Genomic DNA, 17,895 nt, shown 5'->3' with positions numbered 1-17,895 from the left:
AATTACAGGAGGAGGACACAGCTGTGAATTATAAAATAAGTTATCTCCTTGACGAGTATGCAGGGCAAAAAATTGCGCTCTCTTTGGCTCAACAAATAACCGATCTTTCGCAACGAGAATTAGTGACGCAACTTTCGACAATAGGCGGAGAAGTTCAACAGAATATCGTCAGCATTCCAAACCTTTCCGCAAATGAATGGGGAAAACAACTTTTTCAACAACGTCAAGTGATTTATAGCGAAACAGAAAGACAAGCACTTATTTTTTTGCTCACTTATTCAGAAATCGAAGAACTATCGGTGTATCATTACCAAAATTTTTTAGATGTTTCGAAAGGTACTATTTTAGCTGACATCAAAAAAGTACGACACCAACTAGCAACTGAAAATATTGCTTTATCCTACGAACGAAAACGAGGGTTTTACCTAGAAGGAGATGAATTTCGGATTCGTCGTTTCGGGAAAAATTGGCTTGCCCGCCTCTTACAACAAAAGTCGGGCACCTTTGCTTTATTTTGCTGGCTCAGTCAGCATCAAATGAGCCAATACGCAAAAATGCGTGACGGCATTCAATTAGCCGTCCAGGAAGCGCAGCTTCAACTGGTACCCAGCAGATTGGATGAAATTAGTTACTTTCTTGCTTTTTCTCAAAAAAGATTAGGCAAATATGAAACAGTCGTCTGGCCTGAGAACCAGTTAATTCAGTCCTTACGCGCTTATCCCGTCAGTCGTCGTATTTTAAGTGATTTAGTTGGGCCAGTGGCGAATGCAGAAACTGAGAGTCTTTTTTTCACGATTTGTTTAATGACAGCCTTGCAAGGAGAATTGCGAGATACGAAGTTAGAGTTTTTATTAGATATTTCTGGTGAAATTATTCGGAAAATGGAATTGTTGGCCGTTGTTCAATTTGAACAGCCTCGTGAATTGCTCATGAATGTGTATTATCATCTGGTTCCTGCTTATTTTCGGATTAACTATGGCTTTTACTTGCCGAATGTTTTAATCAAGGATATTCGACAATCGTATCGGTCGCTTTATCATCTTTGTGAACAAGCGTTAGCTCCTTTAGAAAAATTAACGAAACGTTCAATCCCGTCAGAGGAAATTGGTTTTTTTACCATATTATTTGGTGGAGAAATTTTCGGGCAAAAAAATGAACAGCGGCAAGAAAAGCTAAAAGCGCTAATTGTTTGTCCAAGTGGCATCAGTTCTTCGTTGATTTTGCAATCGGAATTGCGTCGGCTATTTCCAATGATTGAATTTAAAGAAACGAATGCGGTGAGGGAAATAGAGAATGTATCTGAAAAAAGTTATGACATCATTTTCTCAACGGTTCCTATTGAAACAGCCAAAAAGGTTTATCTTACCAAGCCCATTATGAGCTCTTTGGAGAAAAATCAATTGATGCACCAAGTTCAATCAGATTGGCTATTGCCAGGTATTTCCATGCCAGATGTTAAAGATATTTTAGATGCGTTAAAACCTTACATTTCCTTAAAAAAAGGAGTCACAGAAGCGCAGTTATATCGTATTTTACATCGTAAAATGAACAAAATTTTAGAAAAAGAGGAGGATCTGCGTCCAATGTTATCGGAATTATTAACAACAGAAACAGTCCAAGTCCTGCCTGAAGTTGCAGACTGGCGAGCGGGAATCACAGAAGCTGCCAAGCCGTTATTAAAAAATGGCAGTATTACGGAAAAGTACATTGATGCAATGATTCAAAAAGTCGAATCGTTTGGGCCATTTATCCATATCTGTCCAGACGTAGCATTGCCTCATGCGCGACCAGAAGATGGCGTTAATCAGTTAGGCATGTCATTACTAAAAATCCAAAAAAGTGTCGATTTATTAGAAGATCCTAAGCATGAAATTCACCTTTTTATTTGTTTAGCTGCTTCAGATAACGAAACACATTTACGGGCCTTATCTAGTCTGACAAAAATTCTATCAAAAAAAGAATCATTACATCGCTTAGTGGCGGCTGAAACCGTCCCAGAAATACTATCAATTATCCAAGAAGGAGAGAAATAAGATGAAGATTTTTACAGTTTGTCAAAGTGGTTTAGGAACAAGTTTTATGGTGCAAATGAATATCCAACAAATTTTAGAGGAAGTCGGTGTTGATACAGATAATTTTCAAATTGATCACACAGATGTCGGGAGTGCCAGTGGCGATATGGCTGATTACTTCTTTGTCGAAAAAACATTGCAAGATGCTTTAGGGTCAATTCCTGATGAAAAAATCATTCCTTTAAATGCGATTATTGATTACGATGAAACGAAGGAGAAAGTCTTGAAAGTTTTAGATGACAATGGCATTGCACATCAATAAGAAGGAGGAAAAACATGGAAACTTTATTGAATTTATTTGTTTCAATTGTTAGCCAGCCAGCGATTCTGGTTTCATTAATTGCTTTGTTGGGATTAGTTTTACAGAAAAAGAAATTTTCTGATGTTGTTCAAGGAACGTTGAAAACATTCGTCGGCTTCTTAGTTTTAATTGGTGGCGCAGGGCTATTAGCGAACTCGTTAACGCCCTTTGCGGAGATGTTCCAAACCGCGTTAAATACACAAGGCGTGGTGCCTAGTAATGAAGCAGTTGTAGCGATTGCCTTGCAACAATATGGGACACCAACTGCTCTGATTATGTTGGTAGGCATGGTTGTTAATATTCTGTTGGCGCGTTTTACACGTTTTAAATATATCTTTTTGACAGGTCAAGCGATGATGTACGTTTCGTGTTTGACAGCCGTTATTTTAGTGGGGGCCGGTTTTAGCGTTAGTTTGCCAATGATTCTTTTAGGTGGTTTATTTGAAGGAACTTTATTAACAGTGACACCTGCTCTTTGTCAGCCCTTTATGAAACAAATTACTGGAAATGATAAAGTGGCAATGGGTCATACAGGGAATATCGGCTATGCGGCAAGTGGCTTTATTGGAAAAGTCTTTGGGAATAAAGAAAAGTCAACGGAAGATATTAAAATTCCTAAAAGTTTTGGTTTTTTAAGAGACTCAACCATCTCAATTATGATTTTGATGTCGATTGTCTATGTGATTTTGGCTTTGCTGGCTGGGACAGGCTATGTCGAGCATGAGTTAAGCAATGGCGAAAATGCGATCATCTTTTCATTAATTCAAGCAGGAACCTTTACGGCTGGTTTCGTAGTGGTTTTACAGGGTGTGCGGATGGTTTTAGGAGAAATTGTGCCAGCTTTCCAAGGAATTGCTAAAAAATTAGTGCCTAATTCTAAACCAGCACTTGATGTTCCCATTATCTTTCCTTATGCGCCAAATGCTGTCTTGATTGGGTTCTTTGTGAGCTTTATTGTGGGAACTATTTCAATGTTAGCGATGGTTGGTCTGAATACCACCGTGATTATACCAGGTGTTGTCGGGCACTTTTTCTGTGGTGCCGCGGCAGGCGTTTTTGGAAATTCCACAGGGGGACGTCGGGGAGCGATTTTAGGGGCTGCGTTTAATGGCTTATTAATTAGTTGGTTACCGTTATTCATTTTACCAGTCTTGGGTGATCTACAGTTAGCATCCTCAACGTTTGCGGATACAGATTATTTAATCCCAGGCCTATTTTTAGGCAAATTAGGTGAGGCAGGTCCGAGTCTTTTAGTAGGAGGAATCATTGCTTTTGTAGTGGTTGTTCTTTTGGCTAGCGCTGTTTTGACTATGCGGGAGAAAAAAGTCGCCGAAGAAAACTAAGTGCTTTGTTCTAAAAAGGCAAGTGGGACAGAAGTCGTTTTGACTTCTGTCCCATTTGCCTTTTACCATTGTTCTTGGATAAACTGTGCAATTTGTTTCCGCGCTTGTCGTCCTTCTGGCAAGTATTGTTTCATTGCGAAAACGTGTTGCATGCCAGGCACCAATCGGCAAGTATCTTGTGGTCGTGGCCCTAATTGTTTTAAAAATTGGTGATAGGAAGGACAAAAAACTTCATGTGTGCCGCCCACGAAAAAAAGTGGCGGAAATTTTTGATAATCAAAGGACAAGCAATTTAAAGAAAGCGTGGAGTGATTAGCCGTGTCATCAATCTCTTGGGCAATTAATTGTAAATAGTTCATGCCAATCATTTTGTCCTTTTTTTGATAACTTTTGGCAACAGGAATGTCTAAATGTCCATCTAACCAAGGAGAAATTAAAACAGCAGCTTTTGGTAATCGTTCAGGGAAATCGATGGCTAAATTCTGCAATACGTTTAAAACCAATGTGCCACCAGCAGAATCACCTAATAAAATAACATCTTCGGGATCATAATGCTGTAAAATTTCTTGATAAGCAGCATAGCAATGATTATAAATATCAGCAAAAGACTTATTTGGTGCTAATGGATATACAGGGATAAAATAGTCTGTTGCAAAAGGGAGATCTTCAATTAGTTTATAACTAAAGTCTAATTGGCTATAGGCGAGATTCAATGTAAAGCCCCCACCATGCAGGTACAGTACAGCTTTCTTGGTAGGCGCAATAACGGAGTTTGACATGCGATACATCGTAGGAAATTGAGTCATTTCTTGAAGAGGAAAAAGATGACGTAAATGTTTTGGCAAAGTTATTTGTTCATTTAATGATCGTTGCCAATGATAAAAAGCCTTGGTGACTTTCGGATTTCGTTCAAGGCGAGCAATTTGGGAAAGACGTAAAGAATCTTCAAAAAGACAGGCTTTTAAGGATTTTTGACGAGAACGTGTGTGGAACAAATATGCGCTAGCTAACAACAAACCAATCGATTTCTTTTTCAATTAAGGCCCTCCATTCAGCAAAAAGTAAATCATTTTTTCTACAGTATAACATTTTAAAAGTAGAACAACGAAATTTGTTGAAGGGATGAAAGGACGGTTTAAACGAATGTACGTATTTATTTGTGGTTGCGTAAAGTAAATGATTGTAGTAAATTAAATGAGATTAAGAGGTCCGGTGAATGGGCGCGTTCACGGCAAGGAGAGAAGTAGGATGACAAATAAAAAGGTTACAATTAAAGATGTTGCCAATGACTCAGGTGTCTCCATTACTACCGTTTCACAAATTTTAAACGGGAATGGGGCACGGTTTAGTGGGAAAACGGTCGAAAAAGTATTGGCTGCAAAAGAGCGATTAAACTATCAGCCCGACTATTTTGCGCAGCGTATGGTGATGAAAAAAAGTAAGACGATTGGCGTAATCGTACCTGATATTACCAACCCATTTTTTGCGCAATTGATTCGAGGAATTGAAAGTGTTTTATACAAAGAAAATTTTATACTGATGTTATGCAATGCGGACCAAGATGTTACAAGAGAACATGAATATTTAACAGAGTTGATTCGTCGCAGTGTCGATGGTTTTGTGATTGCAAGTTCTGAAATTTCCAATCAAACGATTAATGAAACGCTACGTGCGAAAAAGATTCCGTTTATTGTACTTGACCAAAAAAAAGCAGAAGGCTTTAGCGATGCTGTTTTGACAGACGATTATAGAGGTGGGCAACTAGCAGCAAAGCATTTACAAGAGCAACGACATAAACAGGTCGTCGTGGTAATGCCACCACATGCGCCAGTCAATATTCAGCAACGGTTAAAAGGTTTTTGTTCTGTTTATACGGAAAAGGTCCAGTTAATCGAAACAGAATTATCAAAAACTGGCGGCTACCAAGCTGTCCCCGAAATTTTAAAAACAGAGAGCACCGGAATTTTTGCTATCAATGATGAAATTGCTTTTGGTTTATATCGAGGATTAGCAGAAGCGGGCAAAAAGATTCCTGAGGATTATAGTATTATTGGTTATGACAATGTTGATATGTGCGAGTATGTTTCGCCGCCGCTAACAACAATTGCTCAACCTGTTTTTCAATTGGGGCAAACTACGGCGACTCTATTATTGGAAAGAATCCATCAGCCTGCAAAAGATTGGGAGGAGCAAACCTTGCCTGTCCAACTGATTGAACGATTTTCGACAGCACCCTTGAAATAGCTTTCAAGGTGTGCTATATTTTTGTTGTGGAATTAAAACGTTTTACTAAAACGTTTTAATTAGAATGAAAAAATAAATTTTATTGAGGTGGATGAAAATGAACGCGGTTACAATTATCGGAAGTATCAATTTAGACACAACATTAAGAGTCAAAGAAATGCCAAAACCAGGCGAAACAATTCACGCCATTGAACATTTTACAGCGGGTGGTGGTAAAGGAGCAAACCAAGCAGTTGCAGCGAAACGTTCAGGCGCAGAAACATATTTTATTGGTGCTGTGGGAAATGATGGCGCTGGAGCTATGATGACTGATTTAATGAGTCAAGATGAAATTAATTTAACTGGGGTCACCACTTTAGAGAAAACAGCTACTGGCCAAGCCTTTATTATGGTAGATAACGCTGGTGAAAATAGCATTATGATTTACGCAGGAGCCAATAACGCCTTTACGCCAAAACAAGTACAGGAACATCAAGAAATTATTGAAAAAAGTGATTTTGTGATTGCCCAATTTGAAAGTGCGATTGATAGTACGATTGCAGCGTTTAAAATTGCTAAAAAAGCAGGCGTCAAAACGATTTTAAATCCCGCACCTGCGTTAGAACAAGTTCCTGAAGAATTACTAAACGTGACAGATATGATTGTACCAAATGAAACAGAAACCGAAATTTTAACAGGTATTAAAATCACAGATGAAGCGAGTATGCGTAAAGCCGCAGAAGCACTTCATCAATTAGGGATTGAAGCAGTAATTATTACAGTAGGTAGTAAAGGAGCCTTTTATGACGTCAATGGACGAAGTGGTATTGTGCCTGCTTTTAAAGTGAAAGCGGTTGATACAACGGCTGCTGGCGATACTTTTATTGGCGCATTAAGTAGTATATTAGAGAAAGACTTTAGCAATTTGGAAGAAGCTATTCGTTATGGAAACAAGGCGTCCTCGTTGACTGTTCAACGTTTTGGAGCCCAACCTTCGATTCCTTATCAACACGAATTGGCAGACAAATAAAAAGGAGCGAGCGACATGAAAAAAACAAAAGTTATTAATTCAGATATTTCCCGCGTCATCGCACAAATGGGTCATTTTGATAAATTAAGTATTGGTGATGCAGGCATGCCAGTGCCTCGGACTACAGAAAAAATTGATTTAGCAGTTACCAATGGCGTCCCTAGTTTTATGGAAGTTTTAAACAATGTTCTTGAGGAATTGGCAGTTCAACGAATTTATTTAGCAGAAGAAATTAAAACAGAAAATCCTGATATGTTGGCAGCAATTGAAACTCGTTTACCAGAAACTCCCATCAGTTTTATTCCTCATACAGAAATGAAACAAGAATTAAACAACTGCCATGCATTTATTCGGACAGGGGAAATGACTCCTTACGCAAATATTTTATTAGAAAGTAACGTTGTCTTTTAAACGAGAGAGGGGAAATAGAGATGAATGCGACTGCATTATTAATCGGTTTAGGACCGCTTCTAGGTTGGGGGCTTTTCCCAACAATCGCTTCCAAAATTGGTGGTCGTCCAGTGAATCAAATTCTCGGGACCAGTTTAGGAACATTAATTTTTGCCGCTATTTTTTCAATGATTAATGGTTTAGCTTTTCCAACGGGCATGGATTTATTCTTTTCAATTTTATCTGGTGTCGGTTGGGCCTGTGCGCAAATCATTACATTTAAATGCTTCACGATGATTGGGTCATCACGTGCTATGCCAGTAACGACCGCGTTCCAACTTTTAGGTGCTTCTCTCTGGGGTGTCTTTTTCTTAGGAAACTGGCCAGGTGCGACAGCCAAATTGTTAGGCGCATTTGCCTTAGTGTTAATCATGATTGGTGCCAAAATGACGGTCTGGTCGGAAACGGAGTCCGCTGAGAGTGCTGGGATTATGAAAAAAGCAGTTCTTCTATTAGCCGTTGGTGAAATCGGCTATTGGGCGTACTCTGCAGCACCCCAAGCGACGGCAATTGATGGCATGCATGCCTTTTTACCACAAGCAATAGGCATGGTAATTGTGGCAGTTATTTACTCAGCAGTTGTCACTATTAAGGGTGGGGAAACATCCCCATTTATAGAAGCTGTTTCTTACAAACAAATTTTTTCAGGCTTTTTCTTCGCCTTTGCAGCGTTAACTTATTTAATTTCAGCGCAGCCAGATATGAACGGCTTGGCAACTGGCTTTATTCTATCCCAAACATCAGTTGTGCTTGCAACATTGACAGGTATTTGGTTCTTAGGTCAAAAGAAAACAGCCAAGGAAATGACCGTAACGATTATCGGCTTAGTTTTGATTTTGGCAGCAGCTACGATCACAGTGATGATTTAAAAAAGTATTCAACGACCTATTATTCAGGGCGTTGAATACTTTTTTTTATTTGTTCTAAAAATAATGCAGCAGCTGTGGAAAGAACCGTATTTTTGCGCCAAATTAAACTAATTTTGGCTGTTAAAGCAGGATATAGCGGTATAAAACGTAAATTTGTTTGCTTTGTTTCTAGAATACCATCAATGCTTAGGGCGCTACCTAGCCCAGCTTCTACCATCAGTGAAGCGTTGTAAAGTAAGTTGTAGGTCCCAACGATTCGGAACTGATCTAGACTTGCTTCGAGCCAATCAGAGAGTTGGCTCGGAACTTGTGCTTGTCGAGAAATAAATAAAGGTTCTTCTTTTAAATCGGCTGCAGTAATAACATTTTTAGTGGCTAAGGGATGGTCCTTTACAGTAATTAAGCCCCATGTATCTACAACTGGTAATGTTAAATAGCTATATTTTTGTTTAGGTGCAGGCTCAATAATTAAACCAAAATCTAATAATCCTTTGTCTAGCCGTTCTATTACATCATCTGCATTCCCACTGTATAAATGAAGGTGAATATCAGCTGAGTGCTGGCTTGTTATTTGTTGTAGTGCATTCGCTAAAAAAGACATAGCTTTTGTTTCGCCGCCACCAATCGTGATTTCGCCATTAATGAATTCATTTTGCGACAAGTTGGTGACTGTTTTATTCGCTAAGCTTAAAATATCTTGCCCTTGTTTAGCTAAATATTCTCCTTCAGGTGTTAATTGTATTTGTCGATTTCCTCGTATAAATAATATCACGCCTAATTCTTCCTCTAATTCTTTTAATTGCTTAGATAATGTTGGTTGTGATACATGCAATTGTTTGGCTGCGCCACTAATCGTTTTTTCTTGGACCACTGCTAAGAAATAGTGAATCACTCGTAATTCCATTACTTTCCCTCCTATAACTAAAACGCATACTTATCTATTTATTATAAGTATTAGACAGAGGAGTTGTCACGTATTACGATAAATTTAGCAAAAGGAGGCGATTAGGAATGCTTACAAAAAATCTCCAAGAACTAATTGCAACAGGTAGCATTGATAAAGATGAACCACTATTTCAACTTATTCATCAGATTCAAGAGGAAAATAGTCGCTATTTAATAGAATTAAATCAACAAGCCTACACACATAATGAAGTAAGGAATCTTCTTGCCACGATTATCCAAGACAAAATTGACGAAACCGTTACGATTTTATTGCCTTTTTATACAGATTTTGGACGCAATATACATTTTGGTAAAAATATTTTTATTAATCGGGCAGCTATGTTTGTTGATTTAGGGGGCATTATAATTGAAGACAATGTTTTAATTGGTCCGCGCGTTAATCTCTTAAGTGTCAATCATCCGGAAATGCCAATGAAACGGCGAGGCGTATTGCTAGCACCAATTACCATTAAAAAATTTGCGTGGTTAGGCGCGGGTGTCACTGTTTTACCAGGTATTACGATTGGTGAAAATGCTATCGTAGCAGCTAATGCGACTGTAACTAAAGATGTGCCAGCTAACGCTATTGTTGCAGGAACACCAGCTAAAATTATTCGTTGGATTCAGGAAGATAAGGAGGAAATATAATGAAATCATTATCAGAAAAAGTTATTGTTATCATGGGCGCTTCCAGTGGCATTGGTGAGGCAACAGCCCGTTTACTTGCCAGAAAAGGAGCGAAGTTAGTCATTGCAGCACGTCGACAAGAACGTTTAATTGCTATAAAAAAAGAACTTCCTGAAGCAACGATTCTCGTGCAACAAGCAGATGTAACGAAAGAAGAGGAAGTTCAGCGTGTAATCAAGCTTACAATGGAAAAATATGGACGAATTGATGTTCTTTTTAACAATGCAGGAGTTATGCCAACGGCGCCTCTTATTGAAGCACCAAAAGGAGAATGGCGTCAAATGCTAGATATTAATATTATGGGTGTTTTAAATGGCATTGCGGCAGTTCTTCCAATTATGGTTGAACAAAAATCAGGGCAGATTATTGCTACTGATTCTGTGGCAGGACATGTCGTTTATCCAGATTCGGCTGTCTACTGTGGAACAAAGTTTGCTGTTCGAGCAATTATGGAAGGATTGCGACAAGAACAAAGAGAGAATAACATTAAATCAACGATTATTTCACCAGGTGCTGTACAAACAGAACTTTATCAAACAATTTCTAATCGAGTAGTAGCTGAAACGTTACATCTAGAACAGTTAAGTTGGGGCTTAAAGGCGGAAGACATTGCGCAAGCAGTGGTCTTTGCCATAGACACGCCAGATCGTATGTCAATCAGTGAAATGGTTGTTCGCCCGACCACACAAACGATTTAATTTAAAAAGTATTCCTAGAAAGGAATACTTTTTTTAATCGTGATTGTTCGTTTTTTACAGAATTTAGAATTTGATATTTACTTATTTGTTGGTTTATTATATGATTAAACACGTTGTTTCATTAATAAATTGAATATTTTACGAACATTGTAAAATATTTAGATTTTAGGAGGACGGAACATGAAAGAAAAAATAAGTTCATATTTTGAACTTGAACAATTGAATACGAATATGAAACGAGAAATGTTAGCTGGTTTCACCACATTTATCTCAATGGCGTATATTTTGTTCGTTAATCCAACCGTACTTGGTGCTTCTGGCATGGACGAAGGCGCTGTTTTTACTGCCACCGCTTTAGCGAGTGCTTTAGGTTGTATTTTAATGGGTGTGTTGGCGAAATATCCGATTGCGACAGCACCAGCTTTAGGAATTAATGCATTCTTTGCTTATTCAGTCTCTGTTGGTATGGGGATTCCTTGGCAAACGACATTAGCAGGCGTTTTTGTGGCTTCATTGATATTTATTTTAATTACAATTTTTAAATTACGCGAGCTAATTATTGATGCAATTCCTGCAGACTTGAAATTTGCTATTTCAGGTGGAATCGGGTTGTTTATTGCTTTTCTTGGTTTAAGCCAAGGTGGCTTAATTGTGGCTAATGATGCGACACTTGTTGGCTTAGGACCTTTGAATGTTGGTTCAACGTGGGTCACCATTGTCGGCTTAGTCGTAACTGCAATTTTGTTAGTTCGTCGAGTACCAGGTGGTATTTTTATTGGAATGGCGATTTCAACGATTGTTGGTTTAGCGACAGGGGTTATTCCAATGCCTGATAAGATTATTTCAAGCGCGCCAAGTTTAGAACCAACATTTTTAGTGGCGTTAGGACATGTGAAAGATATCAATACGATTCAAATGTGGGTCGTGGTTTTAACGTTCCTATTAGTAACATTCTTTGATACGGCTGGTACGTTGGTGGGCTTAGCCAATCAAGCAGGTTTTATGAAGGACAATAAAATGCCGCGTGTGGGGAAAGCTTTAGCCGCTGATTCAACAGCGATGTTAGCTGGTTCTCTACTAGGGACATCGCCAGTTGGTGCATATGTTGAATCATCTGCGGGGATTGCTGTGGGTGGTCGTTCAGGAATCACAGCTATTACAACCGGGATTTTATTTATTTTCAGCTTGCTATTTTCTCCTTTGTTAGCAGTTGTCACTTCGCAAGTTACAGCACCAGCGTTGATTATTGTTGGTGTTTTGATGGCACAATCCTTAAGCAAAATTAAATGGAACGAGATGGAAATTGCGATTCCTTCCTTCTTAATCTTGTTAGGAATGCCATTGACATACAGCATTTCAGATGGGATTGCCTTAGGCTTTATCTTCTATCCAATTACAATGATTGCGGCAAAACGCGGGAAAGAAGTTTCGCCAATTATGTATGGCTTGTTCTTTGTTTTTGTCGGATTCATGTGGATCCTGAATGCGCAATAAGCAAGAGAGAAAGTTATCAAATAGTTGATTCATAAGACAATGAACTTATGAATCAACTATTTTTTTCGACTAAGCACTAGAAAAACGCCCCTTATTTGATGTATAATTTGCAAAGACATTGACCTGTGAAGATACAGGAACAGAGAGGAATTAATTGAGTGAAATATACAGAAATTATGGTTCGCTATGGCGAATTATCAACTAAAGGAAAAAATCGTAAAACGTTTATCATGCAGTTAGCACAAAATGTGAAACGTGCGTTAGCTGATTTTCCAGCATTGAAAATCCATGCAGATCGAGACAGAATGCATATTTTATTAAATGGGGAAGATAGTGAAGAAGTGATTCCGAAACTAAGTAAAGTGTTTGGGATTCAAAATTTTTCGCCAAGTATTCGTATTGAAAAAGAAATGCCAGCGATTCGTGCAATGGTTCAAGAGGTTGTTCGGGAAGTTTATACGCCAGGTAAGACGTTCAAAATTACTGCTAAACGCTCGGACCATTCATTTGAACTTGATTCAAATGGCTTGAATCAAGAATTAGGTGGGGCTGTTATTGAAGCCATTCCGGAAATTCGAGTACAAATGAAAAAGCCTGATATTAACTTAAGAATTGAAATTCGTAAAGACGCGGCGTATTTATCTTATGAAACGATTCGCGGTGCGGGTGGATTGCCAGTGGGCACCAGTGGTCGTGGTATGTTGATGTTGTCAGGAGGCATTGATTCACCAGTTGCTGGTTATTTAGCTATGAAACGTGGCGTGGAAGTGGAAGCTGTCCATTTTGCTAGTCCGCCTTATACAAGTGAACAAGCGTTACAAAAGGCTAAAGATTTAGCTGAAAAATTAGTCCCTTATGTAGGAACTATTCAATTTATTGAAGTGCCCTTTACAGAAATTCAAGAAGAAATAAAACGAGTTGTTCCCCAAGGCTACTTAATGACCATTACACGACGTTTAATGTTACGCTTAACAGATGCAATTCGTGAAATGCGGAAAGGTTTAGTCATTATTAATGGTGAATCGTTAGGACAAGTGGCTTCGCAAACACTTCAAAGTATGGTAGCAATTAATGAGGTTACCTCAACACCGATAATTCGACCTGTTGTTTCAATGGATAAGACAGAAATTATCGAAATTGCCGAAAAAATTGACACGTTTGAATTAGCCATCCAACCCTTCGAAGATTGTTGTACAATTTTTGCGCCACCGCAACCGAAAACACGACCTCGCTTGGATAAAGCGCAAGATTATGAAGCGCGCTTAGACTTGGAAGGTTTAATGGCTCGGGCCTTAGAAGGACTCAAAATTACAGAGATTTCAGCAGAAACAGCGAAAGATAAACAAGAAGACGAATTTGCAGATTTCCTATAAGAAATAAATACAGTGACGGTCGCTTAGACGTCACTGTATTTATTTTGTACTTATTTCACAAACAAGTTGCTCGGAGAGGGGAACCGTGATAAACTGAATATGTGAAGTAGGTAACAAGGAGGACAGAGGATGGAGAAAAAAATGCCTAAAGCAACGGCAAAACGTTTGCCGGTTTATTTACGTTATTTAAAAATGTTAGGGGATTCTGGTGTTAAACGCATTAAATCACGAGAGTTTAGTGAAATGATCCAGATTCCTTCTGCAACGATTCGGCGTGATTTTTCCCACGTTGGTGAACTGGGCCGAAGCGGTTATGGTTACGATGTGCCGTATTTAATTGAGGTATTTAGTAATATTTTAAATACGCAAGAAGAAAAAAGAATTGCTCTGATTGGTTGTGGCAATTTAGGCAAGGCATTATTAAAAAATAATTTTAGACGCAACGAGAATTTGAATATTGTCTGTGCTTTTGATAATGATTCGGCTTTAGTTGGCACCACGATTAATGGATTATTAGTTCATGATATGTCTGAGTTAGAAGCATTCGTTCGACAAGAAGGGGTCACGGTAGCCATTTCTACAGTACCAAGTCACCATGCCCAAAAAGCTATCGACAAAATTGTACAAGCGGGTGTGACTGCGATTTTAAATTTTGCGCCAGACCGTGTCAGTGTGCCAGCCAACGTTAGTGTGCAGTATATTGATTTAACAACGGAACTGCAAACACTGATTTATTTTAATGAAACTTTTTCACTAGCAAATAGCCCAAAGCAATAAAATTGTCTTCATAAAAATCCTCTACTATACTTATTATTGAAAGTGGAAAAGGAGGATTTCAGAATGAATGTTACAAGAAAAGGGCACGTATTAGAATTGACAGGTGAGCAGCCTAAAGTTGGCACAAAAGCCCCCGTCTTTTCTTTGAAAAATTTAAACAACCAAGAAATCAACTTGGCAGATTATAAAGGTAAAACGGTTTTAATTAGTGTGGTTCCTGATATCGACACACGTGTTTGTTCACTGCAAACGAAACGTTTCAATCAAGAAGCGGCGAAATTAGACGGTGTTCAGATTATCACGATTTCCAATAACACAGTTGAAGAACAAGCAAATTGGTGTGCCGCTGAGGGTGTCGAAATGGAAATGCTTCATGATACTGAAGACTCATTTGGTGCAGCTTATGGTTTGTATATTCCAGAAATGGGCCGTTTAGCACGTGCTATTTTTGTGATTGACCCAGAAGGAACGTTAGTTTATGAAGAAATCGTCTCAGAAGTTTCGTCGGAACCCGATTATCAACAAGCGTTAGAAGCTGCAAAAAAAGTGTAATCCCTCTAGATTACAAATTGACTTTGCTTGCGCTTCATTGTAGAATGAAGCAAAGACAGCGAACAAGAGGAGTATCATTGGCGTCGTTTTAGAGAAAAAGTCGTTCAGGTGCAAGACTTTTACACAACCAGTGAGAAGGTAGCTTGTGAGTCAATGGTTTGAACACAGTACGTTAGTAAAACGATTCGTTTCGTGAACGTTATCTCACGAATGAGTGGCATTTGAATGAATTCAATTCAAATGCAATTTAGGTGGTACCGCGTAAATAAGATGAATCTACGCCCTAAAATACGAAAGTATTTTAGGGCGTATTTTAGTGTTTAGCCCAAAAAAACTCATTTGTAAAATAATTACCGCTCCAAATCGCGTATTTTAAGAAAGAAGGGGAAAAAATGTCAGAAGAAAAAAACTTACCAACGAAATATCAACCGACAGAAATCGAAGCTGGCCGTTATCAAAAATGGCTAGATCAAGATTTATTTAAACCAAGTGGCGACAAAAAAGCGAAGCCCTATTCAATTGTTATTCCACCACCTAATGTAACAGGGAAGCTACACTTAGGGCATGCTTGGGATACAACATTACAAGATATGATTATCCGCCAAAAAAGAATGCAAGGCTTTGATACGTTATGGCTACCAGGAATGGACCATGCCGGAATTGCCACGCAAGCAAAAGTAGAAGAGAAACTAGCACAACAAGGAATTTCACGTTACGACTTAGGTCGTGAAAAATTTGTTGATCAAGTGTGGGAATGGAAAGAAGAATATGCTTCTCACATTCGTGAACAGTGGGCAAAAATGGGCCTTTCTTTAGATTACAGCCGTGAACGTTTTACTTTAGATGAAGGGCTATCTGAGGCCGTTCGTAAAGTGTTTGTCTCTCTTTACGAGAAAGATTTGATTTACCGTGGTGAATATATCATTAACTGGGATCCAAAAGCGAAAACAGCATTGTCTGATATTGAAGTAATCCATAAAGATATTGAAGGAGCTTTTTACCACATGAGCTACCCATTATCAGATGGTTCTGGCGTTGTTGAAATTGCGACAACGCGTCCTGAAACAATGTTGGGAGATACGGCGATTGCGGTCCATCCAGAAGATGAACGGTATCAGGAACTTATTGGTAAGACAGTTGTCTTGCCATTAGTCGATAAAGAAATTCCAATTATTGCAGATGACTATGTAGATATGGAATTTGGAACAGGGGTTGTAAAAATCACACCTGCCCATGATCCAAATGACTTTGAAGTCGGTAATCGTCATGACTTACCTCGAGTAAATGTTATGAACGAAGACGGCACGATGAATGAACTGGCTGGAAAATACGAAGGAATGGATCGTTTTGCCGCACGTAAAGCGATTGTCTCTGACTTGAAAGAACTAGGTCGCTTAATTAAAATCGAAACAATGAATCACAGCGTGGGCCATTCAGAACGAACAGGCGTTGTCGTGGAACCTCGTTTATCGACCCAATGGTTTGTAAAAATGGGACCACTAGCTGAAAAAGCAATGAAAAATCAAGAAACAGAAGACGCTGTTGAATTTTATCCACCACGCTTCAATCAAACATTTTTACGTTGGATGGAAAATGTACATGATTGGGTTATTTCGCGACAATTATGGTGGGGCCATCAAATTCCTGCTTGGTATCACAAAGAAACGGGCGAGATGTATGTTGGGATGGAAGAGCCAGCCGACAGTGAAAACTGGGTTCAAGATAGTGACGTCTTAGATACATGGTTTAGTTCTGCATTATGGCCATTTTCAACGATGGGTTGGCCAGATGAAGCAAGCGAAGATTATCAACGTTACTTCCCAACAAGCACATTAGTTACTGGCTATGACATCATCTTCTTCTGGGTAAGTCGTATGATTTTCCAAAGCTTAGAGTTTACAGGTGAACGTCCTTTCCAAAATGTCTTAATTCACGGCTTAATTCGTGATGAGCAAGGACGCAAAATGAGTAAATCATTGGGGAATGGGATTGATCCAATGGATGTCATCGAAAAATATGGCGCAGATGCATTGCGTTGGTTCTTATCAAATGGTTCAGCTCCAGGTCAAGATGTTCGTTTTAGTTATGAAAAAATGGATGCTTCTTGGAACTTTATCAATAAGATCTGGAATGCAAGTCGCTTCGTTATCATGAATGTAGAAGGTATGACTGCTGCAGATATTGACTTTAGTGGTGAAAAGACTGTCGCTGATCGTTGGATTTTAACGCGCTTAAACGAAACAGTCGCCCGTGTGACAGAATTATTTGATCGCTTTGAATTCGGTGAAGCAGGTCGCCAATTATACAACTTTATCTGGGATGATTTCTGTGATTGGTATATTGAAATGAGTAAAGAGATTCTTTACGGAGAAAATGAAGCAGCTAAACAAACAACACGGAGCATCTTGGTGTACACATTGGATCAAATCTTACGCTTATTGCATCCAATTATGCCGTTTGTAACAGAAGAAATTTGGGAAAAAATTCCGCATCAAGGTGAGTCATTGGTTGTGGCAGAGTACCCAGTTGTTCATGAAGAATTTAACGATGAAGCAGCAGCTCGAGGAATGGAAGTTCTGAAAGAAGTTATTCGTTCGGTTCGGAATATTCGAGCAGAAGTGAATACACCACTTTCTAAACCAATTACCTTGTTAATTAAAACAAACGATACAGAAGTAGAAGAATTTTTAACAGCTAATACTAGCTATTTAGAACGCTTCTGTAACCCAGAGGAATTAGTCATCAGTCGTGAAATAGAAGCGCCAGAATTAGCCATGTCCGCTGTATTAACAGGCGCAGAACTATTCCTACCATTAGCTGGGTTGATTAATATCGAGGAAGAAATTGCTCGCTTAGAAAAAGAATTAGACAAATGGACAAAAGAAGTCAAACGTGTGCAAGGCAAACTTTCAAATGAACGTTTTGTGTCAAATGCACCAGATGAGGTCGTGGAAGCAGAACGTGCAAAAGAAAAGGACTACCTTGAAAAACAAGAGGCTGTCAAAGAACGGATTGCCCAATTACGTTCAATCTAAAAAAGAAAAGACAACAAAACCAAACGTTGGTTTTGTTGTCTTTTTG

Annotated in this window: 16 protein-coding genes and 1 other annotated feature; of the genes, 14 read left to right on the top strand and 2 right to left on the bottom strand. The window is 38.8% G+C overall.

Annotation, left to right across the window (positions count from 1 at the left end; all coding sequences use genetic code 11):
* Positions 1 to 23: 23 nt before the first annotated feature.
* Genes IGK03_RS11765 through IGK03_RS11755 form a run of 3 tightly spaced genes read left to right on the top strand, consistent with a single transcriptional unit; the run spans position 24 to position 3,716 of the window.
* A complete protein-coding gene (locus IGK03_RS11765) occupies positions 24 to 2,033 on the top strand; it encodes a BglG family transcription antiterminator (protein WP_430602334.1) in 2,010 nt (669 codons plus the stop codon).
* A 1-nt stretch (position 2,034) separates the two neighbouring features.
* Positions 2,035 to 2,334 carry a PTS sugar transporter subunit IIB gene (locus tag IGK03_RS11760; RefSeq protein WP_002355095.1) on the top strand — a complete coding sequence of 100 codons (300 nt, stop codon included), beginning with the start codon at positions 2,035 to 2,037 and terminating at the stop codon, positions 2,332 to 2,334.
* 14 nt (positions 2,335 to 2,348) lie between these two features.
* Positions 2,349 to 3,716, top strand: a complete 1,368-nt coding sequence (locus IGK03_RS11755; RefSeq protein WP_002355097.1) for a PTS ascorbate transporter subunit IIC — start codon at positions 2,349 to 2,351, stop codon at positions 3,714 to 3,716.
* A 62-nt stretch (positions 3,717 to 3,778) separates the two neighbouring features.
* Here IGK03_RS11755 and IGK03_RS11750 read toward each other — a convergent pair whose 3' ends face one another.
* Positions 3,779 to 4,753 (bottom strand): alpha/beta hydrolase, encoded by a 975-nt coding sequence (locus IGK03_RS11750; protein WP_033625690.1) that lies wholly within the window; start codon positions 4,751 to 4,753, stop codon positions 3,779 to 3,781.
* Positions 4,754 to 4,964: 211 nt separating this feature from the next.
* Between IGK03_RS11750 and rbsR the strand changes: the two genes are divergently transcribed.
* From rbsR to rbsU, 4 genes are all read left to right on the top strand, one after another.
* Positions 4,965 to 5,960, top strand: a complete 996-nt coding sequence (gene rbsR, locus IGK03_RS11745; protein ID WP_002370032.1) for a ribose utilization transcriptional repressor RbsR — start codon at positions 4,965 to 4,967, stop codon at positions 5,958 to 5,960.
* Between the two features lie 91 nt (positions 5,961 to 6,051).
* Positions 6,052 to 6,969 (top strand): ribokinase, encoded by a 918-nt coding sequence (gene rbsK, locus IGK03_RS11740; RefSeq protein WP_002381157.1) that lies wholly within the window; start codon positions 6,052 to 6,054, stop codon positions 6,967 to 6,969.
* 15 nt (positions 6,970 to 6,984) lie between these two features.
* A complete protein-coding gene (gene rbsD / locus IGK03_RS11735) occupies positions 6,985 to 7,380 on the top strand; it encodes a D-ribose pyranase (protein WP_002359153.1) in 396 nt (131 codons plus the stop codon).
* A 20-nt stretch (positions 7,381 to 7,400) separates the two neighbouring features.
* Positions 7,401 to 8,288, top strand: a complete 888-nt coding sequence (rbsU, locus tag IGK03_RS11730) for a ribose/proton symporter RbsU (protein ID WP_002359154.1) — start codon at positions 7,401 to 7,403, stop codon at positions 8,286 to 8,288.
* A 19-nt stretch (positions 8,289 to 8,307) separates the two neighbouring features.
* On the opposite strand, the gene IGK03_RS11725 is transcribed toward rbsU, so the two are convergent.
* Positions 8,308 to 9,192, bottom strand: coding sequence for a LysR family transcriptional regulator (locus tag IGK03_RS11725; RefSeq protein ID WP_430602332.1), 885 nt, complete (start codon positions 9,190 to 9,192; stop codon positions 8,308 to 8,310).
* A gap of 107 nt (positions 9,193 to 9,299) precedes the next feature.
* On the opposite strand from IGK03_RS11725, the gene IGK03_RS11720 reads away from it, so the two are divergent.
* The 7 genes from IGK03_RS11720 (at position 9,300) to IGK03_RS11690 (ending at position 17,849) form a co-directional block, all read left to right on the top strand.
* Positions 9,300 to 9,881 (top strand): DapH/DapD/GlmU-related protein, encoded by a 582-nt coding sequence (locus tag IGK03_RS11720; RefSeq protein ID WP_002375707.1) that lies wholly within the window; start codon positions 9,300 to 9,302, stop codon positions 9,879 to 9,881.
* Entirely contained in the window at positions 9,881 to 10,618 is a 738-nt protein-coding gene (locus IGK03_RS11715) for an SDR family oxidoreductase (RefSeq protein ID WP_002359155.1), read from the top strand. Before IGK03_RS11720 ends, IGK03_RS11715 begins: the two co-directional genes overlap by 1 nt.
* 180 nt (positions 10,619 to 10,798) lie before the next feature.
* The gene (locus IGK03_RS11710; RefSeq protein ID WP_002355107.1) at positions 10,799 to 12,112 is read left to right on the top strand and encodes an NCS2 family permease; all 1,314 of its coding nucleotides are present in this window, start codon (positions 10,799 to 10,801) and stop codon (positions 12,110 to 12,112) included.
* Positions 12,113 to 12,270: 158 nt separating this feature from the next.
* Entirely contained in the window at positions 12,271 to 13,485 is a 1,215-nt protein-coding gene (gene thiI, locus IGK03_RS11705; protein WP_010707108.1) for a tRNA uracil 4-sulfurtransferase ThiI, read from the top strand.
* Between the two features lie 129 nt (positions 13,486 to 13,614).
* A complete protein-coding gene (locus IGK03_RS11700) occupies positions 13,615 to 14,262 on the top strand; it encodes a redox-sensing transcriptional repressor Rex (RefSeq protein ID WP_002365189.1) in 648 nt (215 codons plus the stop codon).
* A 63-nt stretch (positions 14,263 to 14,325) separates the two neighbouring features.
* Positions 14,326 to 14,814 carry a thiol peroxidase gene (gene tpx / locus IGK03_RS11695; RefSeq protein WP_002355111.1) on the top strand — a complete coding sequence of 163 codons (489 nt, stop codon included), beginning with the start codon at positions 14,326 to 14,328 and terminating at the stop codon, positions 14,812 to 14,814.
* A gap of 49 nt (positions 14,815 to 14,863) precedes the next feature.
* Positions 14,864 to 15,103 (top strand) — a binding site (T-box leader).
* A 103-nt stretch (positions 15,104 to 15,206) separates the two neighbouring features.
* Positions 15,207 to 17,849, top strand: coding sequence for a valine--tRNA ligase (locus IGK03_RS11690; protein ID WP_002397611.1), 2,643 nt, complete (start codon positions 15,207 to 15,209; stop codon positions 17,847 to 17,849).
* Positions 17,850 to 17,895 lie beyond the last annotated feature (46 nt).

This window comes from Enterococcus sp. DIV2453a (genome assembly GCF_050533535.1).
In the GTDB taxonomy this organism is placed as follows: domain Bacteria; phylum Bacillota; class Bacilli; order Lactobacillales; family Enterococcaceae; genus Enterococcus; species Enterococcus faecalis.
This window is presented reverse-complemented; position numbering and strand designations above follow the sequence as displayed.

What these genes read in the sequence shown, in the direction of transcription:
- rbsD (WP_002359153.1), top strand. Translation starts at nt 6,985, where the DNA reads ATGAAAAAAACAAAAGTTATTAATTCAGATATTTCCCGCGTCATCGCA.
- IGK03_RS11690 (WP_002397611.1), top strand. Translation starts at nt 15,207, where the DNA reads ATGTCAGAAGAAAAAAACTTACCAACGAAATATCAACCGACAGAAATC.
- tpx (WP_002355111.1), top strand. Translation starts at nt 14,326, where the DNA reads ATGAATGTTACAAGAAAAGGGCACGTATTAGAATTGACAGGTGAGCAG.
- IGK03_RS11755 (WP_002355097.1), top strand. Translation starts at nt 2,349, where the DNA reads ATGGAAACTTTATTGAATTTATTTGTTTCAATTGTTAGCCAGCCAGCG.
- rbsK (WP_002381157.1), top strand. Translation starts at nt 6,052, where the DNA reads ATGAAAATGAACGCGGTTACAATTATCGGAAGTATCAATTTAGACACA.
- rbsU (WP_002359154.1), top strand. Translation starts at nt 7,401, where the DNA reads ATGAATGCGACTGCATTATTAATCGGTTTAGGACCGCTTCTAGGTTGG.
- rbsR (WP_002370032.1), top strand. Translation starts at nt 4,965, where the DNA reads ATGACAAATAAAAAGGTTACAATTAAAGATGTTGCCAATGACTCAGGT.
- IGK03_RS11760 (WP_002355095.1), top strand. Translation starts at nt 2,035, where the DNA reads ATGAAGATTTTTACAGTTTGTCAAAGTGGTTTAGGAACAAGTTTTATG.
- IGK03_RS11710 (WP_002355107.1), top strand. Translation starts at nt 10,799, where the DNA reads ATGAAAGAAAAAATAAGTTCATATTTTGAACTTGAACAATTGAATACG.
- IGK03_RS11725 (WP_430602332.1), bottom strand. Translation starts at nt 9,192, where the DNA reads ATGGAATTACGAGTGATTCACTATTTCTTAGCAGTGGTCCAAGAAAAA.
- IGK03_RS11720 (WP_002375707.1), top strand. Translation starts at nt 9,300, where the DNA reads ATGCTTACAAAAAATCTCCAAGAACTAATTGCAACAGGTAGCATTGAT.
- IGK03_RS11715 (WP_002359155.1), top strand. Translation starts at nt 9,881, where the DNA reads ATGAAATCATTATCAGAAAAAGTTATTGTTATCATGGGCGCTTCCAGT.
- IGK03_RS11700 (WP_002365189.1), top strand. Translation starts at nt 13,615, where the DNA reads ATGGAGAAAAAAATGCCTAAAGCAACGGCAAAACGTTTGCCGGTTTAT.